An 18166-nucleotide genomic window follows, 5' to 3' on the forward strand; every position below is an offset into this window, starting at 1 on the left:
ATCAACCGCACCTCGTGGCCATACCGGCCGATCACGCGCGCCCAATGATGAGCGCTGCCGCAAGCCTCCATGCCCACCAGGCACGGCGGCAACTGTGCGAAAAACTTCTCGACCGAGGCTCGCTTGAGCTGGCGCCTCACCACCACAGCTCCCGACGCGTCAATCCCGTGGACTTGAAAAACGTTCTTCGCCAGATCAACCCCAATCGTGCTAATCTTCGTCATGGACGGCTCCCTTTGTCTGGTTCGACTCAACATCACCAGTCTGGCACACCGATGCCGTTCGGGGGCCGTCCATCCCATCATTGCGAGCGCAGCGAAGCAATCCAGAATCCCTCTGCGGAAATAGTCTGGATTGCTTCGCTCCGCTCGCAATGACGGAGTGTGGCGCACGACCATCTTGCGCCAACTCGCATTTCAACTCACCCCACAGCCCCGCGGTCGCGCCGCTTCCTGACCGGCCCCCACGCGCACTCACCTAGTCACTTGCATTTTGCAAGTTACGCGCTTACCCTTCCCGCCATGCAGCCCAAATCCCCCTCCATCCTGGAATGCCCGGTTGGCCGAGCCGTGGAGACGGTCGGCGAATGGTGGAGCATCCTGATCCTGCGCGATGCGTTTCAGGGCGCGACGAAGTTCGACGAATTTTCGCAAAGCCTCGGCATCGCGCCGAACATCCTGTCGCGGCGGCTCGCCCATCTCACCGAGAGCGGCATGTTCGTTCGCCGCCGCTATCATGAGCGGCCGCCGCGCTACGAATATGTGCTGACGGATAAGGCGCGGGATTTCTTCCCCGTGATCGTGGCGCTGCTCGCCTGGGGCAACAAGCATCTCGCGCCCAAGGGCGAATCCATCGTGCTGGCGAGTCGAAGCGACGTTCGCCCGCTCGATCCTGTCGTCGTCGACGCCGCCGACATGCATCCGATCACGCTCACCAATGCAGTCGTCATCGCAGGTCCCCGCGCCAGCCGCGGGATGCGTGCGCGGCTCGCTTCGCTCAAGGCCATGAACCCGGCCGTCGCGCCGGCTGGAGACTGACATGCGTCGTATCGTCGTGACCGGAATGGGCGCGGTGTCGCCGCTTGGCTGCGGTGTCGAACTGTCCTGGCGCCGGCTGCTCGCCGGTCAAAGCGGGCTGCGCCGGCTGCCGGAATGGGCACAGGCACTGCCGGCGCGCATTGCAGGGCTCGTGCCCGAGAAGGCCGATGATCCGGAAGGCGGTTTCGATCCCGCACAGGCGGCCGCGCCAAAAGACCAGCGCAAGATGGATCGTTTCATCCTGTTCGCGCTGCTCGCCACCGCAGAAGCGGTGGCGCAAGCCAAATGGATGCCGCAAGACGCAGCGGCGCAGGAACGGACAGCGACGATCATCGCCTCCGGCGTCGGCGGCTTTCCGGCGATGGCAGAGGCGGTGCGCATCACCGAGCAGCGCGGCGCCCGCCGGCTCTCGCCGTTCACGATCCCCTCGTTCCTCGCCAATCTCGCCGCGGGTCACGTCTCGATCAAATACGGCTACAAGGGTGCGCTGGGGACACCGGTCACCGCCTGCGCCGCCGGCGTGCAGGCGATCGGCGATGCCGCGCGCATGATCCGATCAGGCGAAGCCGACGTTGCGATCTGCGGCGGCGCGGAGGCCTGTATCGATATCGTCAGCCTCGGTGGCTTTGCGGCAGCACGTGCACTGTCGAGCGGCTTCAACGACGAGCCCGCGCGCGCCTCGCGCCCGTTCGATCGCGACCGCGACGGGTTTGTGATGGGCGAAGGCGCCGGCATCCTGGTGATCGAGACGCTGGAGCATGCGCTGGCGCGCGGCGCGGCGCCGATCGCGGAGATCGTCGGCTACGGCACGACGGCGGATGCCTATCACATGACGTCGGGTCCGCCCGATGGCGATGGCGCCCGCCGCGCCATGGAGATCGCGCTTCGGCAGGCGGACCTTGCGCCCGCAGATTTGCAGCACCTGAACGCGCATGCGACCTCGACGCCGGCCGGCGACGAGAGCGAGCTTGGTGCAGTCGGCGCGCTGTTCGGCCGCAGCCGCGGCATCGCGGTGAGCGCGACCAAATCGGCCACCGGCCATCTGCTCGGCGCCGCCGGCGGTCTCGAGGCGATCTTCACGGTGCTCGCTTTGCGCGACCAGATCGCGCCGCCGACACTCAATCTCGACAACCCGGATCCTGGCGCTGATGGCATCGACATCGTCTCCGGCGCAGCGCGGCCGATGCCGATGCAGAGCGCCATCTCCAACGGCTTCGGCTTTGGCGGGGTCAATGCCAGCGTGATCTTCCGCCGGATGGGTTAAACGAGGGGCCTTGCAATCGCGTCAGGCTTCGTTACCAAAACAGCATGATCACGACGAATTTCTGGCTGTTCCTGGCCGCCGCTTGTCTCATTGCCGCCGTTCCCGGCCCCGGCATCTTCTATGTCGCGGCACGGACCTTGTCGGAGGGACGCATCAGCGGTTTTGCATCCACCGCGGGCACGGCGCTGGGCGGACTGGTTCATGTGGTGGCGGGCAGCCTCGGCATCTCCGCGATCATCCTGGCCAGCGCCGAACTGTTCGCCGCCGGGAAGTTCGTCGGCGCGGTCTATCTGATCTGGCTCGGCATCAAGACGTTTCGCAGCGCCGGCCGGACGCTGTCGCTCGAGAGCGAACCCGTCGGTGACCGGCGCGCATTCCGCGACGGCGTGCTGGTAGAGGCGCTGAACCCGAAGACCGCCGCGTTCTTCCTCGCCTTCATTCCGCAATTCCTGGATCCCGCGGGATTGAACCCCACGCTGCAATTCATTGTGCTCGGTTCAATCTCGGTGATCTTGAACACGCTCGTCGATGTGGTGGTGGTGCTGATGGCATCAGCGACGCGCATGCAGCTGATCGGAAGGCCGCATCTGATTCGGCGACTTACGCAAGGCTCAGGCGTCTTCATCGCCGGCCTCGGCCTGTCGCTCGCACTGGCGCGGCGGCCGGCAAATGGCTAGCGCCCCGCAAAGCCGCTATTATGAATCGCACGGGCTGCGGCTGCATTATGCCGATTGGGGCAATGACGGCGCGCCCGTCGCCATCCTGGTCCATGGCGGCCGCGATCATGGCCGGAGCTGGGACGTCATCGCAGAATCGTTGCGGCCGCATTTCCACGTGCTCGCGCCCGACCTGCGCGGACACGGCGATTCCGATTGGACCCGAGGCGGCAGCTACGCGCCGACGGAATATGTGTACGATCTTGCCCAGCTTGTCCGCAACATCGCAGCGCCTCAGGTGACGCTCATCGGCCATTCGATGGGCGGCATGGTCAGCCTGATTTTTTCAGGATCATTCCCCGAGCAGGTCGCGAAACTCGTCGTCCTCGACGGCGTGACCATGTTGCCGGATACGCCAAAACCGCCGGCGCATGAGCGCATCGGCAAATGGATCGCCCAGCTCGACAAGCTGCATGACCGCACGCCGCGCCGCTATGCGAGCCTCGAGGCCGCAGCCGCGCAGATGATGCTGCACAACAAGCGCCTCGCCCGCGACCTCGCGCTGCATCTCGCCACGCATGGCGCGCGGCGGAACGAGGACGGCACCTATAGCTGGAAGTTCGATCCCTACCAGCGCGCCAGCGCGCCGCACCGGCTCTGGCCGGACGACCACGTCGCGCTGTGGTCACGCATCGCCTGCCCGACATTGCTGCTCAACGCCGGCGAAAGTTTTCTGGCGGGCGCAAAGGCAGCAGGCCTGGAGCGGTATTTTCAGAACGCGCGCATCGAGACCATCGCCGGCGCGGGACACTGGCTGCAGCATGACAAGCCGCGGGAGGTGTTGGGTGCGATCCGGCGGTTTCTCGGGCTCGACGAGGACGGCGCGAGTTAGCTCAACCACATCCACGTCATTGCGAGCGCAGCGAAGCAATCCAGACTGTCACCGCAGAGAGATCTCTGGATTGCTTCGCTGCGCTCGCAATGACGATCAGACTCAGCTCAACGTCCCCGCATGCACCCACCAGCCGGGGTGATCGCGCCGGATCTTTTCGGCGGCAGCATGGGCATCAGCCGGCGCGCCATAGATCGCAAAGCACGTCGCCCCCGAGCCGGACATACGGGCGAGCTTAACGCCGGCGGAATTGCGCAAGGCTTCCAGCACCTCGCCAATGACAGGTTCGATACGCATTGCGGGCGCTTCGAGGTCGTTGGGGACGGTTTCGAGAACGTCGACCCAGTCCGCGATCGACGCACCCTCCTCCGGCCAGGCCGGAGCGCGGATAACGTCGGTGACGCCGACCAGGAGCTCGCCATAGCGCAGGCCCAGCGCCTTGAACACGTCCTTGGTCGCGACTGGCACGCGCGGATTGACCATGACGCAGGGCATGCTCGGCAACGCGAGCGACAGCAGCTGCTCGCCGACCCCGGTCATGTCACAGGCGCGCGAGAGGAGGCACACGGGCACGTCGGCGCCGGTCGCAAGCGCGACCCTCTGCAAGCGCGGATCATCGAGCGACACATCGTTGAGACGCGCCAAGAGCCGCAGCGCCGCCGCGGCATCCGCCGAGCCGCCGCCGATGCCGGCTGCAACGGGGAGCACCTTGTCGAGCGCGAAGGCGCCCAGCTTCAGGCCGGGCACAGCCTCGGCCAGAAGCTTGGCGGCCTTGAGCACGAGATTGTCGGCGGTGTCGCCGCAAGCTGCCGCCAGCGGTCCGGTGGTGGTGAGCTTCAGCTCGCCACCCGGCTCCAGCGTCAGCCGGTCGGCGCAGTCGGCAAAAGCAACCACGCTTTCGAGATCATGATAGCCGTCGGCACGACGGCCGACGACACGAAGGCTCAAATTGACCTTCGCCCGTCCCTCTTCAATCAACGCCGACATCGGCGACACGCCCCCAGCAATCCTCAGCCGCCCTTGCCGTCGTCCTTCTTCTTCTCGGCCTGCGCCGCCGAAGAGTTCGAATTGTCTTCGGAGAGGCCGTTGGCGATCTTGGCCTCGATCTTCGGCAGTTCTTCCGGCTCGGGCTTGAGATCGCGCGCATGCGACCACTGGAATTTGGCTTCCAGCGTGCGGCCGACGCGCCAGTAGGCGTCGCCGAGGTGATCGTTGATGGTGGGATCCTCGGGCTTGAGATCGATCGCGCGTTCGAGGTTCTTCACCGCCTCCTCGTAATTGCCGATGCGGTAATAGGCCCAGCCGAGGGAGTCCACGATGTAGCCGTCGTCGGGACGCTGCTCGACGGCGCGCTTGATCATCTTCATGCCTTCGTCGAGATTCACGCCCTGGTCGATCCAGGAATAGCCGAGATAGTTGAGGACGTGCGGCTGATCGGGCTGAAGTTCGAGAGCCTTCTTCATGTCGGATTCGGCCTTGGCCCACTGCTTGGAGCGCTCCTCGCAGATGCCGCGATAGTAGTACCAGACGCTGTTGGCCTTGTCGTTGCCGGCCGGCAGCACATCGATGCCTTGCGAATAGGTCGCGCCGCAATCGCCGAACTTCTTGCGGCCGCGCTCGATGTTGCCGAGCGCCATGATGGCTTCGAGATCCTTGGAATCCTCCGACGTGACGCCCTTGAGGATCTTGATCGCCTCGTCGGTGCGGTCGGCGGAATCGAGGTCAATGGCGAGCTGGATCTGCGCGTTGCGCTTGAGCGGCGAGGACGAGGGCACGCGCTCATAGACCTTGATCGCCATCTGCGGCCGCTTCACCGATTCATAGAGATCGGCGAGCGAGAGCAGCGCCAGCGGATGGCTGGGCTGGAGGTAGAGCGAGAGCTGGAGATAGACCAGCGCCAGATCCTCGCCGCCGCGGCGGGTCAGCGTAGCACCGATGCCGTAGAGCGCTTCGGCGGCCCCGGCTTGCGCGGAATCGACGAGCGGCGGCATCTTCTTGCCGGCCTTGGTCTCGCGCAGGCCTTCCACGATCAGCGGATGGCGGGCGAGCTTCTTGTCGAAAGCCTGGTAGACGGTGGTCGCGGCGGCGGAGTCCTTGTTGCGCGACAGCCAGCGCGCATAGGCCTCGGTGACGCGCAGCATGGAATCGTCGAGCTTGTAGGCGCGCTCGAAGCGGGTGCCGGCGTCCTTCTCCTTGCCGGAGAGCTCGAGGATCATGCCGGCATGGAGGTCCTTGAACAGCGGATACCATTCCGGGCCGGCCAGCTTGTCGATGGTGGCGACACCGCCCTTGGCGTCGCCCGCACCATAGGCGGCCCAGCCCGACAATAGCGTGGCGACGAGATCGGTGATCGGACCGCGGATCGATTGGTTGATGTTGGTTTGCGCCGTCGCGTACTTCTTCAGCTTGAGATCGTGCACGCCGACGACGAGCCGCGCGACGCGGTTGGTCTTGTCGATGGTGAGGATGCGCTCGGCGAGCTTGACGGCCTCGTCGATGTCGCCGTCGGCGACCGAGGAGATGAAGGCGCGGTCGAGCAGTTCGTTGTTCTTCGGATCGGTGCGCAGGGCCGAGCGGTAGAACGCGGCGGCGGAGGAGGCGTCGCGCTCGACGCTGGCGTGGCGGGCGGCGAGATAGCTGCCGGCGCCGGTGAGCGACTTCAGATCGTTCCGGGTCGGAAACTGCGCCGCCGTGTTTTCCGGGTGATCCGGCGTCTGCGCCAGGACCGCGCCGGGGACCGCCACGAACGCGGTGCCCATGAGGGCGATGGCGGCAGCAGTCCAGCGGTTGAAACGATTTGAAAACATCAGGGCTCGCCTTGAGTTGGTAGTGCCTGGGTCTGCAGCAGAAGGCCGTATCGCATGCGAACGCGGCCGGTGGCATCGGGACCCGGAACCGTCAGGCCGACAATGCCGCTTTTGGCGCTTCGCCGCAAGGATTCGGACCGGGCGATCCCCGCCGCACGCCCCAAATCGGTCAGATGAATCGGCCAAGAGCGCCCCAAGACGCCGCTACTATGGCCTTATCGTGGCCGCGGGCTGCTCCCGCGGCCCGGTTCTCACGCGAACGTGCGTCACATTGCCGGGGGCGCGTAACCTTGGTCCCATCGGCGCTGGCTGCATGTTCCCCGGCTTACATTGCCTCGTAATTCGGGCCGCCACCGCCCTCTGGGGGAACCCAGGTGATGTTGCCGTTGGGGTCCTTCACATCGCAGGTTTTGCAGTGAACGCAATTCTGGGCGTTGATCTGGAAGCGCGGGCCAGAACCCTCCTCAATCCATTCGTAGACGCCGGCCGGGCAATAGCGGTTCGAGGGACCGGCGAACACGTCGTGCTCCGAGGTCTTCTGGAGGTTCATGTCCGTGACCTTCAGATGGATCGGCTGGTCCTCCTCGTGATTGGTGTTGGACAAAAACACCGAGGACAGCTTGTCGAAGGTGATCTTGCCATCCGGCTTCGGGTAGTTCTTCGGCGCGTGGCTCTTGGCCGGATCGAGTGTGGCGCGGTCATGCTTGCGATGCGATTGCGTGCCGAACAGCGACGCGCCGAACAGCGTATTGCACCACATGTCAAAGCCGCCCAGCGCGACGCCGAGCACGGTGCCGAACTTCGACCACAGCGGCTTGACGTTGCGGACCAGGAACAAATCCTTGCCGACCGACGAAGTGCGCCAGGCGTTCTCGTATTCGACGAGCTCGTCATTGGCGCGCTCGGCGGCGATCGCCGCTGCGACGTGCTCGGCGGCGAGCATGCCGGTGCCCATTGCATTGTGCACGCCCTTGATGCGCGGCACGTTGACGAAGCCGGCTGCGCAGCCGATCAGCGCGCCGCCGGGGAAGCTCAGCTTCGGCACCGACTGGTATCCGCCCTCGGTGATGGCGCGCGCGCCGTAAGCGAGCCGCTTGGCGCCTTCGAAAGTGCCGCGGATCGAGGGATGGGTCTTGAAGCGCTGGAATTCGTCGAACGGCGACAGATAGGGATCGTCGTAATTCAGATGCACGACGAAGCCGACGGCGACGAGATTGTCGTCATAGTGATAGAGGAACGAGCCGCCGCCGGTCTTCATGTCGAGCGGCCAGCCGAAGGAATGCTGGATCAAGCCCTTCTGGTGCTTGGCGGGGTCGATCTGCCAGACCTCCTTGAGGCCGATGCCGAACTTTGGCGGCTCGGCCTTGGCGTCGAGCGCGAATTTGTTGATGAGCTGCTTGGTCAGGCTGCCGCGGGCGCCTTCGGCAAACAGCGTGTACTTGCCGAGCAATTCCATGCCGCGGGTGAAGGAATCTTTCGGCTTGCCGTCGCGGCCGATGCCCATGTCGCCGGTGGCGATGCCCTTGACCTTGCCCTCCTCGTCATAGAGCACTTCGGCCGCCGCAAAGCCCGGATAGATCTCGACGCCGAGCGCTTCGGCCTTGCGCGCCAGCCAGCGGCAGACATTGCCGAGCGAGCCGATGTAGCAGTGATGATTGTCCATCAGCGGCGGCATCATGAAGTTCGGCAGCTTGATCGCGCCGGCGCCCGTCATCCAGTAGAAGCGGTCGTCCTTCACCTGCGTCTTCAGCGGGCAGTCGGAATCCTCGCGCCAGTCCGGGATCAGCTTGTCGAGCCCGGCCGGATCGATCACGGCGCCCGAGAGAATATGCGCGCCGACCTCGGAGCCCTTCTCCACCACGACCACGTTGAGATCGGCGTTGAGCTGCTTCAGCCGGATCGCGGCCGACAGGCCCGAGGGGCCGGCGCCGACGATAACGACGTCGAATTCCATGGATTCGCGCGGGGGAAGTTCTTCGGTGCTCATCTGATCTCAGCCCTTGAGACGGTCCTTGGTCGATTGCGCCCTCTTGTTTCCGATTTTTCCGGGTAGGACAACCTCGGAATCGCGTTCTGCCGGGATGCAAGGCCGCCCAAGGTGATATAATAGTCAAACTTTCCCATGATCCCCGAACCCGCACCCACCGTCCGTGAGCTTCTCGCCTTCTATCTGGAGGTCGGTGTCGACTGCACGCTCGCGGAGGAACCGATCGACCGCCTGGCGGAATTAGATGCCCCGCCGCCAGCCGCGCGCGTGGCAGCGCCGGTCGAGCCATCGCGGCCGGTCGCTGCGCCGACGGTCCTGCGCGGCGAGGCTGCCCCTGCGCCCGACGTCGCGATCGCTTCCGCACGCGAGGCGGCGCGGACCGCGCCGACGCTGGAGGCGCTGCGCGAGCTGATGCAGAGTTTTGAGGGCTGCGCGCTGAAGCATACCGCGACGCGGCTGGTGTTCGCCGACGGCAATCCCAAGGCGCGCATCATGTTCGTCGGCGAGGCGCCCGGGCGCGACGAGGACATCGAGGGACTGCCCTTCGTCGGGCGCAGCGGCAAGCTGCTCGACCTCATGATCGGCGCGATCGGTCTCAACCGCACCACCGCCTATATCGCCAACGTCATTCCCTGGCGGCCGCCCGGCAATCGCACGCCGACTCCGCAGGAGACCCAAATCTGCCTGCCCTTCATCCAGCGCCAGATCGAGCTGGTGAATCCGGACGTGCTGGTGACGCTCGGCAATCCCTCGACGCAGACGCTGCTGTCGACGCGCGAAGGCATCATGCGCACCCGCGGCCGCTGGTTCGACTACGACACCGGCCAGCGCACCATCCGCGCGCTGCCGACATTTCACCCGGCGTACCTGCTCCGCTCACCGTCCTACAAGCGGTTGGCTTGGCAGGATCTGCGCGCGGTCGCAAAGGTGCTGGCGGGCACGTGAGGGGCGGAATGCTCCCTCCCCGTCATTGCGAGCGCAGCGAAGCAATCCAGGATCCCTCCGCGGAACCAGTCTGGATTGCTTCGTCGCAAGAGCTCCTCGCAATGACGATGGAGAGAGCGCGCGAGGACATCACGTCCCCTTCGGCCGCACGATGGCCCAGCCGATGCGCAAAAGCTGCTGGCGGCCGTTCACCAGCCATTCGAAGGCGCGCGGGACCTCCGGCACAATCCCCGGGAAGCGCTTGAGTATCTCCGGCGGCGGGGTGCCGGCGGTATCCGCGGCGCGCCAGACCACGACGCCGCCGGTCTCGCTGAACTTGGTCTGATTCATCCACGGCGTGCGCGCCGGGTCGGCGTCGATGAAGAGATGCGGCCGCCCGGAATGCAGCGTGATCAGACTCGCAAGCTGGGTCTCGCCGGCGACCGCGCGCAGGCGATGGCTGGTGCGGCGGGCGAAGCTCTCGTCGAAGAAATCGGAGATCGCGCGCGCCGGCATCGAGGTCGCGATCTCGCCGGTGCCGGTCCAGGGCATGACCAGGACGGCGAGCGCGACGCCCGCAGCCGGCGCCACGACGGCGGCGGCCCATACCATGCGCAGCATCCGCGCGCGGCGCATCGCGATGAGATCCCCTGCGGCAACCACCACGACAAGCCCGGACATGACGAGCACGACACCGGCGCCACCGGCGGCGGATTCCAGCCCAAGCAGACCGGAGATCAGCACCGCGCCGAGCGGCGGCGCCAGCGCGAAGAAATAGACGAAGTTGCGCGCGAGCGGCTCGACCGGCGGGCGATAGATGATCGGCGCTTCCTCGCCCTTGTCGGCGAACATCCCAGTGTTGAGGAAGGTCAGCGCCGGAATCGCCGCCGCCCCAAGCACGAGCCCGCCGAGCAGCCAGGCTGCGTGCAGAGCGCGGGCGCTAAGCTCCGAAACCTGCGGCAAGGCCGGCATGGTCAACGTCTCGGCCCGCATCAGCCAGACCGCGTAGGGCAGCGCCAGCACGGCAACGACGATCAGCGCAAACAGCGGATCGAGCCCCCACAGCGTCCTGCGGCCGCGCGCGGTCGAGATCGCGAAGACGACGATCAGCAGGAGGAGGAAGATCGCGGCGGGCGTCGTGAGCAACAACAGGCCGGCTTCGATCGACCAAGCGAACCAGGCATTGCCGCGGCGCTGGCCGATGATCTGCCAGGAGTGCAGCAGCAGCAGCGCCCAAAGCGGTCGCGCCAGCACCAGCGGGCCGAAGTCGAGCGCGGACGAGGAGAAGGCCAGCACGGTCATGGTCAGCAGCACGGCGAGCACAGCCTGCTGGGAGCCGACCACGGCGCGAGACAGATGAAAGAGCGCGATGAAGGTCGCGATCTCGCAGAGCTGGGCGAGCACGTAGACGCCGAACATGTGACCGCCGGCGGCGCGATAGGCAATGTCGGCTAGCCAGATCGGCAAGGGAGGGCCGAGATCGGTGCCGACCTGGTACTCGCGGCCGAAAGCCAGCAGCGTCGCAAGGGTGCCGGGCGGGCTGCGGTAGAACACCAGCGCCACGAACAGCCACATCGCCGCCTGAAGCAACACCGCGATCCACACGATCAGCCGCGGCCGGGCGCGAATGAGCTCGATGACCAGGGAGGTAAACCGCATGCAAGGTCCGAAAGATGCAGCCAACCCGTCCAGCCGGCCCTATTCGCTCACATCTGTTTTGATAAAGGGCGCGGCGCGTCGTGGCAACTTCGGTCTGCTGCCTCTCCCCGACAGTGTCTCTGCCCCCCTCTCCCCGCACGCGGGGAGAGGCAAAGAGGCCGCAGCGAAAAACGGAGTCCTAGAGACCTGTGGAGGCGCCGGCTTCGACACCCGCCTCCACCTCCATCTCGACCTCGGTGACGGAGAACAGATCCTGCACCGGCTCGACGGTCCAGGGCATATGCTTGGCGCGGGCGGCCGCGACGGGGGCGAAGAAGCGGCGGTGGTGGATGGAGGGGCCGAGGCGGTCGAGGGCGTCGAGATGCTCGGGCACGGCGTAACCCTTGTGCTGCTCGAAGCCGTAGCCGGGGCAGTCTTGCGCCAGCGCGCACATCAGCCGGTCGCGCGTGACCTTGGCGACGATGGATGCCGCCGCAATCGACAGCACGATGCCATCGCCGCCGATCACGGCCTCGCAGTCGCATTCCGTATCGAGCCGGTCGCGGCCGTCGACGAAGACGTGGCGCGGCGTCTCGGGCAACGCCACCACGGCACGCTTCAGTGCCCACAGCGAGGCGCGCAGGATGTTGTCGCTGTCGATCCGCGCGGGCGAAGCCACGGCAACCGAGACCTGCGCGGTGGCGCAGATCTTGTCGAACAGCTTTTCGCGCTCCTCTACCGTCAGCCGCTTGGAATCGTCGATGCCACGCGGAATGCGGTCGGGATCGAGAATCACCGCGGCCGCCACCACTGGGCCGGCCAGCGGGCCGCGGCCGGCCTCGTCGCAGCCCGCGACCGGCCAGACGCCGCGCTTGATCAGCGCGCGCTCCCGACGGAAGCTCGGCGGCGCTACGGCGATGATGCCTTTCGGGCCGGCGCTCTTGCCGGCTAAAGCCTCAACCTCCGAAGGCTTAGTTTCCGACTTCTTGGCTTGCGACGGCTTGGCTTCCGGCGTCTTGGTTTCCGAGGCCTTGGCAGGCGCGGCCTTCTTCGCACCGTTCTTTTTTGGCGCGTCTTTGGCTGGCTTCGTCGCGGACTTGTCCCGAATCATGGCCGGGATCGTGCGCAAGGGACGTCGCCAGCGCAACTGGGAACCCCAGATAATTCCCGTTATTCAGGTTGCCCTCTACTCCCCCAGATGCACCCGCCGGTCGTCGCCGACATCGATGCCGGGCGCGACCACGACCTCCCACGGATGCCCGTCCGGGTCCGTGAAATAGCCTGCATAGCCGCCGTAATCGGTCTCGTGCGCCGCTTTCAGCAGCGCTGCGCCCTTGTCGACAGCGAAAGCCAGCACCGCATCGACCTCCGCGCGCGTCCGGCAGTTCCAGGCGAGCGTCATCCCACGAAAGGTCGACGGCCTCGGATTGTCCGGCAACGCCGCGTCGGCAGCGAGCTGATCCCAGGGATACAGGGCGAGCACCGGACCACCGGTATCATAGAAGGCGACCGCCTCACCGGTCACCTTCAGCCGGCGCGAGAAACCGAGCGCGTCGTAGAAAGCGATGCTGGCGCGGATGTCGCCGACACCGAGCGTGATGACGGTCAGCCGCGGCACCGGCACGGTAAGTTCCTCGCTCATGCTACGCCTCGTCCACTTCTCGGGTCAGAACAGGCTGAGCTGATCGCCGTTCCGCTGCGGCCGTGCGAAGTGATCCGTGGTCAGCTTGGAGCGCCGTTTGTTGAGGCCGAGCCTGTCACAGGCGATCTCGAAGCGGCGGCCGATGGTCCAGGCCATCGGGCCGGTTCCTTTCATCCGCTCGCCCCATTTTGCATCGTAGTCACGGCCGCCGCGCATGTCGCGGATCAGCGTGAAGACGTGGCGATAACGGTCCGGATAGTTCGCCATCAGCCATTCGCGGAACAGATCGCGCACCTCGAGCGGCAGCCGCAGCAGCACGTAGGAGGCTTCCTTGACGCCGGCATGGGCTGCGGCATCGAGGATGCGCTCGATCTCGGAATCGTTCAGCGCGGGAATCACGGGCGCGACCATCACGGTGGTGGGAATACCGGCGTCGGAGAGCTGCTTCAGCGCCTCCAGCCGCTTCGGCGGCGTCGAGGCGCGCGGCTCCATGGTGCGCGCGAGCTTCGGATCGAGTGACGTCACCGAGATCGCGACCTTGGCGAGATTGCGCTTGGCCATCCGCGCGAGAATGTCGATGTCTCGCACCACCAGCGCCGACTTGGTGACGATGCCGACCGGATGCCCGGTGCGCTCCAGCACCTCGAGGATGCCGCGCATGATCTTTCGCTCGCGCTCGATCGGCTGATAGGGATCGGTGTTGGTGCCGATCGCAATCATCCGCGGCTCGTAGCCGCTTGTTGCGAGCTCCTTCTCCAGCAGCGCCGGCGCCTCGGGCTTCACGAACAGCTTCGATTCGAAGTCGAGCCCCGGCGACAGGCCGAGATACGCATGGGTCGGCCGCGCGAAGCAATAGACGCAGCCGTGCTCGCAGCCGCGATAGGGATTGATCGAGCGGTCGAAGCCGATGTCGGGGGAGTCGTTGCGGGTGATCACTTTGCGCGAGGTGTCGACGGCGACCGTGGTCTTGAACGGCGGCAGCTCCTCCAGGCTCTGCCAGCCATCGTCGAAAGCGACGCGCGCCTCGGCCTCATAGCGGCCGCTGGCATTGGACTGGGCGCCCCGCCCTCGCCGGCGCGCACGGTCGATGGCGACGCCAAGCTCGGGAAAATCGGCAGGAAACTCAGAAGGCGCACCCGCCGGCTCGGAGGGCGCCGTGACCGGCGGGTGCTTGAGGGCACGAGAAGATGCTCGACTCATGAAGCCAACATAGCATCTGAACGGAACAAATCAAGAACAAGAACAAAAAACGCGAAAACAGCCCCATGCACAGTAGCGCTGCCCAAACTTCGGGCGCTTACCCTTGACCTCACGCAACACCGGCGCCGCGGCGATCCCGTTTCATGGCGAAGGGATCAATCGCGCCGGAACAATGTTGGTGACGATCGCTGGGTGAAGGTCGGCAAGAACATGACAAGTCAACGACAATTGCGCGCGGCGAGCAGCGAACTCGATCTCCTCGATCGCTACTGGCGTGCCGCCAACTATCTCTCCGTCGGGCAAATCTATCTCCTCGACAATCCGCTGCTACGCGAGCCGCTGCGGCCCGAGCACATCAAGCCGCGCCTGCTCGGCCATTGGGGCACGACGCCCGGTTTGAACTTCATCTATGCCCATCTCAATCGCGTCATCCGTGCGCTTGACCTCAACGTGATCTACGTCTGCGGCCCCGGCCATGGCGGCCCGGGCATGGTCGCCAACACCTACCTGGAAGGCAGCTACAGCGAGGTCTATCCCGACATCGCCCGGGATGCGGACGGATTGCGCAAGCTGTTCAGGCAGTTCTCCTTCCCCGGGGGCATTCCGAGCCATGCGGCGCCGGAAACGCCGGGCTCGATCCACGAGGGCGGCGAGCTCGGCTATGCGCTGGTGCACGCCTATGGCGCCGCATTCGACAATCCCGACCTCATCGTCGCCTGCGTCGTCGGCGACGGCGAGGCCGAAACCGGCCCGCTCGCGGCGTCCTGGCACTCCAACAAGTTCCTCAACCCTGCCCATGACGGCGCGGTGCTGCCGATCCTGCATCTCAACGGCTACAAGATCGCCAACCCGACCGTGCTCGGGCGGATGCGGGACGACGAGATCCGCGATCTCTTCCGCGGGCTCGGCCACGAGCCGCTGTTCGTCGAAGGCGACGATCCCAAATTGATGCACCAGGCCATGGCGGATGCGCTCGACGTCGCGCTCGCCAGCATCCGCTCGATCCAGCAGCACGCGCGCGACGGGCGCAGAAACGTCGAGCGACCGCGCTGGCCGATGATCGTGCTGCGCAGCCCCAAGGGCTGGACCGGCCCGAAGGAGGTCGACGGCAAGAAGGTCGAAGGTTTTTGGCGCGCGCATCAGGTCCCCGTTGCGAGCTGCCGCGAGAACCCGGCGCATCTGAAGCTGCTCGAGGACTGGATGCGCAGCTATGAGCCGGACAAGTTGTTCGACGCCGGCGGCGCGTTCATTCCCGAGCTTCAGGCGCTGGCGCCCGAAGGCCAGCGGCGGATGGGCGCCAATCCGCATGCCAATGGCGGTCTGTTGAAGAAGGAGCTGAAGCTGCCGGATTTCCGCGGCTTCGCGGTCGATGTGCCGCAGCCCGGCGGCGGCGTGGCGGAAGCCACACGCGAGCTCGGCAAATTCCTACGCGACGTCGTCCGCCTCAATGCCGAGGTGCGCAACTTCCGCATCATGGGCCCGGACGAGACGGCATCAAACCGGCTCGATGCGGTGTTCGAGGCCACCGAACGCGTCTGGATGGAACCAACCGAACCTTACGACGTACATCTCGCGCAGGACGGCCGCGTGATGGAGGTCCTGAGCGAGCATCTCTGCCAGGGCTGGCTCGAAGGCTATCTGCTCACCGGCAGGCACGGCTTGTTCTCCTGCTATGAGGCCTTCATCCACATCGTCGATTCCATGTTCAACCAGCACGCCAAATGGCTGAAGGTGACGCGCGATCTGCCCTGGCGGCGCCCGATCGCCTCGCTGAACTATCTCCTGACCTCGCATGTCTGGCGCCAGGACCATAACGGCTTCAGCCATCAGGACCCTGGTTTCGTCGATCTCGTCGCCAACAAAAAGGCCGATATCGTCCGGATCTACTTCCCGCCTGATACCAACACGCTGCTGTGGATCGCCGATCATTGCCTGCGCACCTACAACCGCATCAACGTGATCGTCGCCGGCAAGCAGCCGGCGCCGCAATGGCTGTCGATGCAGGAGGCGGCCACGCATTGCGATGCCGGGATCGGCATCTGGACCTGGGCCGGCACGGAGGACACAAACGCAGAGCCCGACGTGGTGATGGCCTGCGCCGGCGACGTGCCGACACTGGAGACGCTCGCCGCCGTCGACCTCTTGCACAAGGCGCTGCCTGACCTGAAGATCCGCGTCGTCAACGTCGTCGACCTCATGACGCTGCAACCGAAGGAGCAGCATCCGCACGGCCTGTCCGACCGCGATTTCGACAGCCTGTTCACATCGGACAAGCCGGTCATCTTTGCCTACCACGGCTATCCTTATCTCATTCACCGGCTGACCTATAACCGCACCAACCATGCCGGCATGCATGTGCGCGGATTCGCCGAGGAAGGCACCACGACGACGCCGTTCGACATGGTCGTGCTCAATGAGCTCGACCGCTACCATCTCGCGATCGAGGCGATCGAGCGCGTCCCGGGGCTTGCGACCAGGGCTGCGCAGGTCAAGCAACAGTTCCGCGACAAACTGATCGAACACTCCCGCTATGTCCGCGAGCATGGCGAGGACATGCCTGAGGTCCGCGATTGGGTCTGGCCAAACAGCGCCGGCGGCAACACACCGGCCAAAGCCGGCGACTGAAGCCATGTCGGATACTGTCCTTGTGCTCAACTCGGGATCATCGAGCATCAAGTTCGGCCTGTTCGAGCTGCCGGCGTCCGGCCCCGACCTGCTCTGCAACGGCTTGCTCGACGAGCACGAGGCAGCGCCCCGGCTCGTGGTGAAGAGCCCGGCGGGCGAGATAATGTTCGAGGCGCGGAAGGACGCATCCGATACGGACAGTGGTCATCTGTTCGCCGAGGTGCTGGCGTTCATCGACGAGCGTTTTGGCGAGCACCGCCTGCGTGCCATCGGTCACCGCATCGTCCACGGCGGTCCGGATTACTCCGGCGCGGTCGAACTGACGGACGACGTCTATGCCAAGCTGGCGGCGCTGACCCCGCTGGCTCCGCTTCACCAGCCGCGTTGCCTCGAGCCGGTCCGCACCATCCAGGCGATCCGCCCCGGTCTGACGCAGATCGCCTGTTTCGACACCGCCTTTCATCACAGCATGGCCCAGCCCGCGAGCCGTTTCGCGATTCCGAGGCGCTATGAGGAGCGCGGCGTCCGGCGCTACGGGTTTCACGGCCTCTCCTTCGAATACGTCGCGGGGCGCCTCGCGGCAATCGCGCCGCAGCTCGTCGCAAAGCGCACCGTCATCGCGCATCTCGGCAATGGGGCGAGCCTGTGCGCGCTGCGCGATGGCCGCAGCGTCGACACCACGATGGGACTGACACCGCTCGACGGCCTCGTGATGGGCACGCGCTGCGGCACGATCGATCCCGGCCTGCTGCTCTATCTGCAGCAGCACCAGAACATGTCGGTCGAGGACATCCAGCATTTGCTGTATCTCGAGTCGGGGCTGCTCGGCGTCTCCGGCATCTCCGCGGACATGCGCACGCTGCTCGCGAGCCGCGAGACTGCCGCGCGCGAAGCGGTCGATCTGTTCGTTTTCCGGTCGGCGCAGGAGATCGCGATGATGGCGACCACGCTTGAAGGATTGAACTGCCTGGTCTTCACCGGCGGCATCGGCGAGCATGCGAAGGAGATCCGCAGCGCGATCGGCGAACGCCTCGCCTGGCTCGGCGTGCGGATCGATGCCGCTGCAAATGATGCCGCGCGCGAGCGCATCAGCGGCGGCGATAGCGCTGTTGAGGTGTTTGTCATTCCAACGAATGAGGAACTGACGATCGCGCGGCATTGTGCCTCGGTGCTGCAGACAATAGAGGCTCATCCGATTAGCCCGTGATGGCCGCCAATCCGTCATGTATGGACGGCCCCCTCTCGGCAAGGGCTTTTTGGTGCTTCAGCAAATGAATCGGGGAGCGGTCATGTATACGGCCTCGAGAAGCGGCCATTGACCGCGGGCCCTGATGGAGATCGCTGATCGAATTCCAATCATTGCGGCGCGCTGTGACGCGCGATGACGATGCGGAGTGTTTCGATCCCGGTTTCCAGACCATTTGCCATCACACCTTTAGTGCCCTTCCGATAGGCATGGAGCGCGAGCGCGGCGGCTGTTGCCCCTCAACTAGG

General features: G+C 65.5%; 14 protein-coding genes and 1 pseudogene. 7 read left to right on the forward strand and 8 right to left on the reverse strand.

Annotation, left to right across the window (positions count from 1 at the left end):
• Positions 1-224 (reverse strand): annotated as a pseudogene (locus BLV07_RS44715) (IS110 family transposase); the annotation flags it as partial.
• 297 nt (positions 225-521) lie between these two features.
• On the opposite strand from BLV07_RS44715, the gene BLV07_RS44720 reads away from it, so the two are divergent.
• From BLV07_RS44720 to BLV07_RS44735, 4 genes are read left to right on the forward strand one after another with little or no spacing between them, the layout of a single operon-like run.
• The gene (locus tag BLV07_RS44720; RefSeq protein WP_091898998.1) at positions 522-1037 is read left to right on the forward strand and encodes a winged helix-turn-helix transcriptional regulator; all 516 of its coding nucleotides are present in this window, start codon (positions 522-524) and stop codon (positions 1035-1037) included.
• Position 1038: 1 nt separating this feature from the next.
• On the forward strand, positions 1039-2301 hold the full coding sequence (fabF, locus tag BLV07_RS44725) for a beta-ketoacyl-ACP synthase II (protein WP_091898999.1): 1263 nt from the start codon (positions 1039-1041) through the stop codon (positions 2299-2301).
• Positions 2302-2345: 44 nt separating this feature from the next.
• A complete protein-coding gene (locus tag BLV07_RS44730) occupies positions 2346-2978 on the forward strand; it encodes a LysE family translocator (protein WP_091899000.1) in 633 nt (210 codons plus the stop codon).
• Positions 2971-3849, forward strand: coding sequence for an alpha/beta fold hydrolase (locus tag BLV07_RS44735; RefSeq protein WP_091899001.1), 879 nt, complete (start codon positions 2971-2973; stop codon positions 3847-3849). The genes BLV07_RS44730 and BLV07_RS44735 overlap by 8 nt, the downstream gene beginning before the upstream one ends.
• A gap of 102 nt (positions 3850-3951) precedes the next feature.
• On the opposite strand, the gene BLV07_RS44740 is transcribed toward BLV07_RS44735, so the two are convergent.
• The 3 genes from BLV07_RS44740 to BLV07_RS44750 all read right to left on the reverse strand — a co-directional run bounded on the left by BLV07_RS44740 (position 3952) and on the right by BLV07_RS44750 (position 8643).
• Entirely contained in the window at positions 3952-4836 is an 885-nt protein-coding gene (locus BLV07_RS44740; RefSeq protein WP_176946180.1) for a 4-(cytidine 5'-diphospho)-2-C-methyl-D-erythritol kinase, read from the reverse strand.
• Between the two features lie 23 nt (positions 4837-4859).
• A complete protein-coding gene (locus BLV07_RS44745) occupies positions 4860-6656 on the reverse strand; it encodes a tetratricopeptide repeat protein (protein WP_091899003.1) in 1797 nt (598 codons plus the stop codon).
• A gap of 325 nt (positions 6657-6981) precedes the next feature.
• Positions 6982-8643, reverse strand: a complete 1662-nt coding sequence (locus BLV07_RS44750) for an electron transfer flavoprotein-ubiquinone oxidoreductase (protein WP_091899004.1) — start codon at positions 8641-8643, stop codon at positions 6982-6984.
• Between the two features lie 135 nt (positions 8644-8778).
• Here BLV07_RS44750 and BLV07_RS44755 point away from each other — a divergent pair, with 135 nt between their 5' ends.
• A complete protein-coding gene (locus tag BLV07_RS44755; protein ID WP_091899005.1) occupies positions 8779-9588 on the forward strand; it encodes a uracil-DNA glycosylase in 810 nt (269 codons plus the stop codon).
• 129 nt (positions 9589-9717) lie between these two features.
• Here BLV07_RS44755 and BLV07_RS44760 read toward each other — a convergent pair whose 3' ends face one another.
• The 4 genes from BLV07_RS44760 to BLV07_RS44775 form a co-directional block, all read right to left on the reverse strand.
• On the reverse strand, positions 9718-11226 hold the full coding sequence (locus BLV07_RS44760) for a glycosyltransferase family 39 protein (protein ID WP_091899006.1): 1509 nt from the start codon (positions 11224-11226) through the stop codon (positions 9718-9720).
• A 178-nt stretch (positions 11227-11404) separates the two neighbouring features.
• Positions 11405-12316 carry a ribonuclease HII gene (gene rnhB / locus BLV07_RS44765; RefSeq protein WP_091899011.1) on the reverse strand — a complete coding sequence of 304 codons (912 nt, stop codon included), beginning with the start codon at positions 12314-12316 and terminating at the stop codon, positions 11405-11407.
• Positions 12317-12391: 75 nt separating this feature from the next.
• Complete coding sequence (locus BLV07_RS44770; protein ID WP_091899007.1) at positions 12392-12847, reverse strand: VOC family protein; 456 nt, start codon at positions 12845-12847, stop codon at positions 12392-12394.
• Positions 12848-12871: 24 nt separating this feature from the next.
• Positions 12872-14047, reverse strand: coding sequence for a PA0069 family radical SAM protein (locus tag BLV07_RS44775; RefSeq protein WP_091899008.1), 1176 nt, complete (start codon positions 14045-14047; stop codon positions 12872-12874).
• A gap of 210 nt (positions 14048-14257) precedes the next feature.
• On the opposite strand from BLV07_RS44775, the gene BLV07_RS44780 reads away from it, so the two are divergent.
• Positions 14258-16672: a phosphoketolase family protein gene (locus BLV07_RS44780; RefSeq protein ID WP_176946181.1), complete on the forward strand. Its 2415-nt coding sequence runs from the start codon at positions 14258-14260 to the stop codon at positions 16670-16672.
• A 4-nt stretch (positions 16673-16676) separates the two neighbouring features.
• On the forward strand, positions 16677-17879 hold the full coding sequence (locus BLV07_RS44785; RefSeq protein WP_091899010.1) for an acetate/propionate family kinase: 1203 nt from the start codon (positions 16677-16679) through the stop codon (positions 17877-17879).
• The last annotated feature ends 287 nt before the right edge of the window (positions 17880-18166 follow it).

Origin of the sequence: Bradyrhizobium sp. Rc2d (assembly GCF_900099855.1) — a bacterium.
In the GTDB taxonomy this organism is placed as follows: Bacteria; Pseudomonadota; Alphaproteobacteria; order Rhizobiales; family Xanthobacteraceae; genus Bradyrhizobium.

Bases quoted from the DNA above. Each gene is read 5' to 3' on its own strand.
- BLV07_RS44720 (WP_091898998.1), top strand. From the start codon at position 522: ATGCAGCCCAAATCCCCCTCCATCCTGGAATGCCCGGTTGGCCGAGCC.
- fabF (WP_091898999.1), top strand. From the start codon at position 1,039: ATGCGTCGTATCGTCGTGACCGGAATGGGCGCGGTGTCGCCGCTTGGC.
- BLV07_RS44730 (WP_091899000.1), top strand. From the start codon at position 2,346: ATGATCACGACGAATTTCTGGCTGTTCCTGGCCGCCGCTTGTCTCATT.
- BLV07_RS44735 (WP_091899001.1), top strand. From the start codon at position 2,971: ATGGCTAGCGCCCCGCAAAGCCGCTATTATGAATCGCACGGGCTGCGG.
- BLV07_RS44740 (WP_176946180.1), bottom strand. From the start codon at position 4,836: ATGTCGGCGTTGATTGAAGAGGGACGGGCGAAGGTCAATTTGAGCCTT.
- BLV07_RS44745 (WP_091899003.1), bottom strand. From the start codon at position 6,656: ATGTTTTCAAATCGTTTCAACCGCTGGACTGCTGCCGCCATCGCCCTC.
- BLV07_RS44750 (WP_091899004.1), bottom strand. From the start codon at position 8,643: ATGAGCACCGAAGAACTTCCCCCGCGCGAATCCATGGAATTCGACGTC.
- BLV07_RS44755 (WP_091899005.1), top strand. From the start codon at position 8,779: ATGATCCCCGAACCCGCACCCACCGTCCGTGAGCTTCTCGCCTTCTAT.
- BLV07_RS44760 (WP_091899006.1), bottom strand. From the start codon at position 11,226: ATGCGGTTTACCTCCCTGGTCATCGAGCTCATTCGCGCCCGGCCGCGG.
- rnhB (WP_091899011.1), bottom strand. From the start codon at position 12,316: ATGATTCGGGACAAGTCCGCGACGAAGCCAGCCAAAGACGCGCCAAAA.
- BLV07_RS44770 (WP_091899007.1), bottom strand. From the start codon at position 12,847: ATGAGCGAGGAACTTACCGTGCCGGTGCCGCGGCTGACCGTCATCACG.
- BLV07_RS44775 (WP_091899008.1), bottom strand. From the start codon at position 14,047: ATGAGTCGAGCATCTTCTCGTGCCCTCAAGCACCCGCCGGTCACGGCG.
- BLV07_RS44780 (WP_176946181.1), top strand. From the start codon at position 14,258: ATGACAAGTCAACGACAATTGCGCGCGGCGAGCAGCGAACTCGATCTC.
- BLV07_RS44785 (WP_091899010.1), top strand. From the start codon at position 16,677: ATGTCGGATACTGTCCTTGTGCTCAACTCGGGATCATCGAGCATCAAG.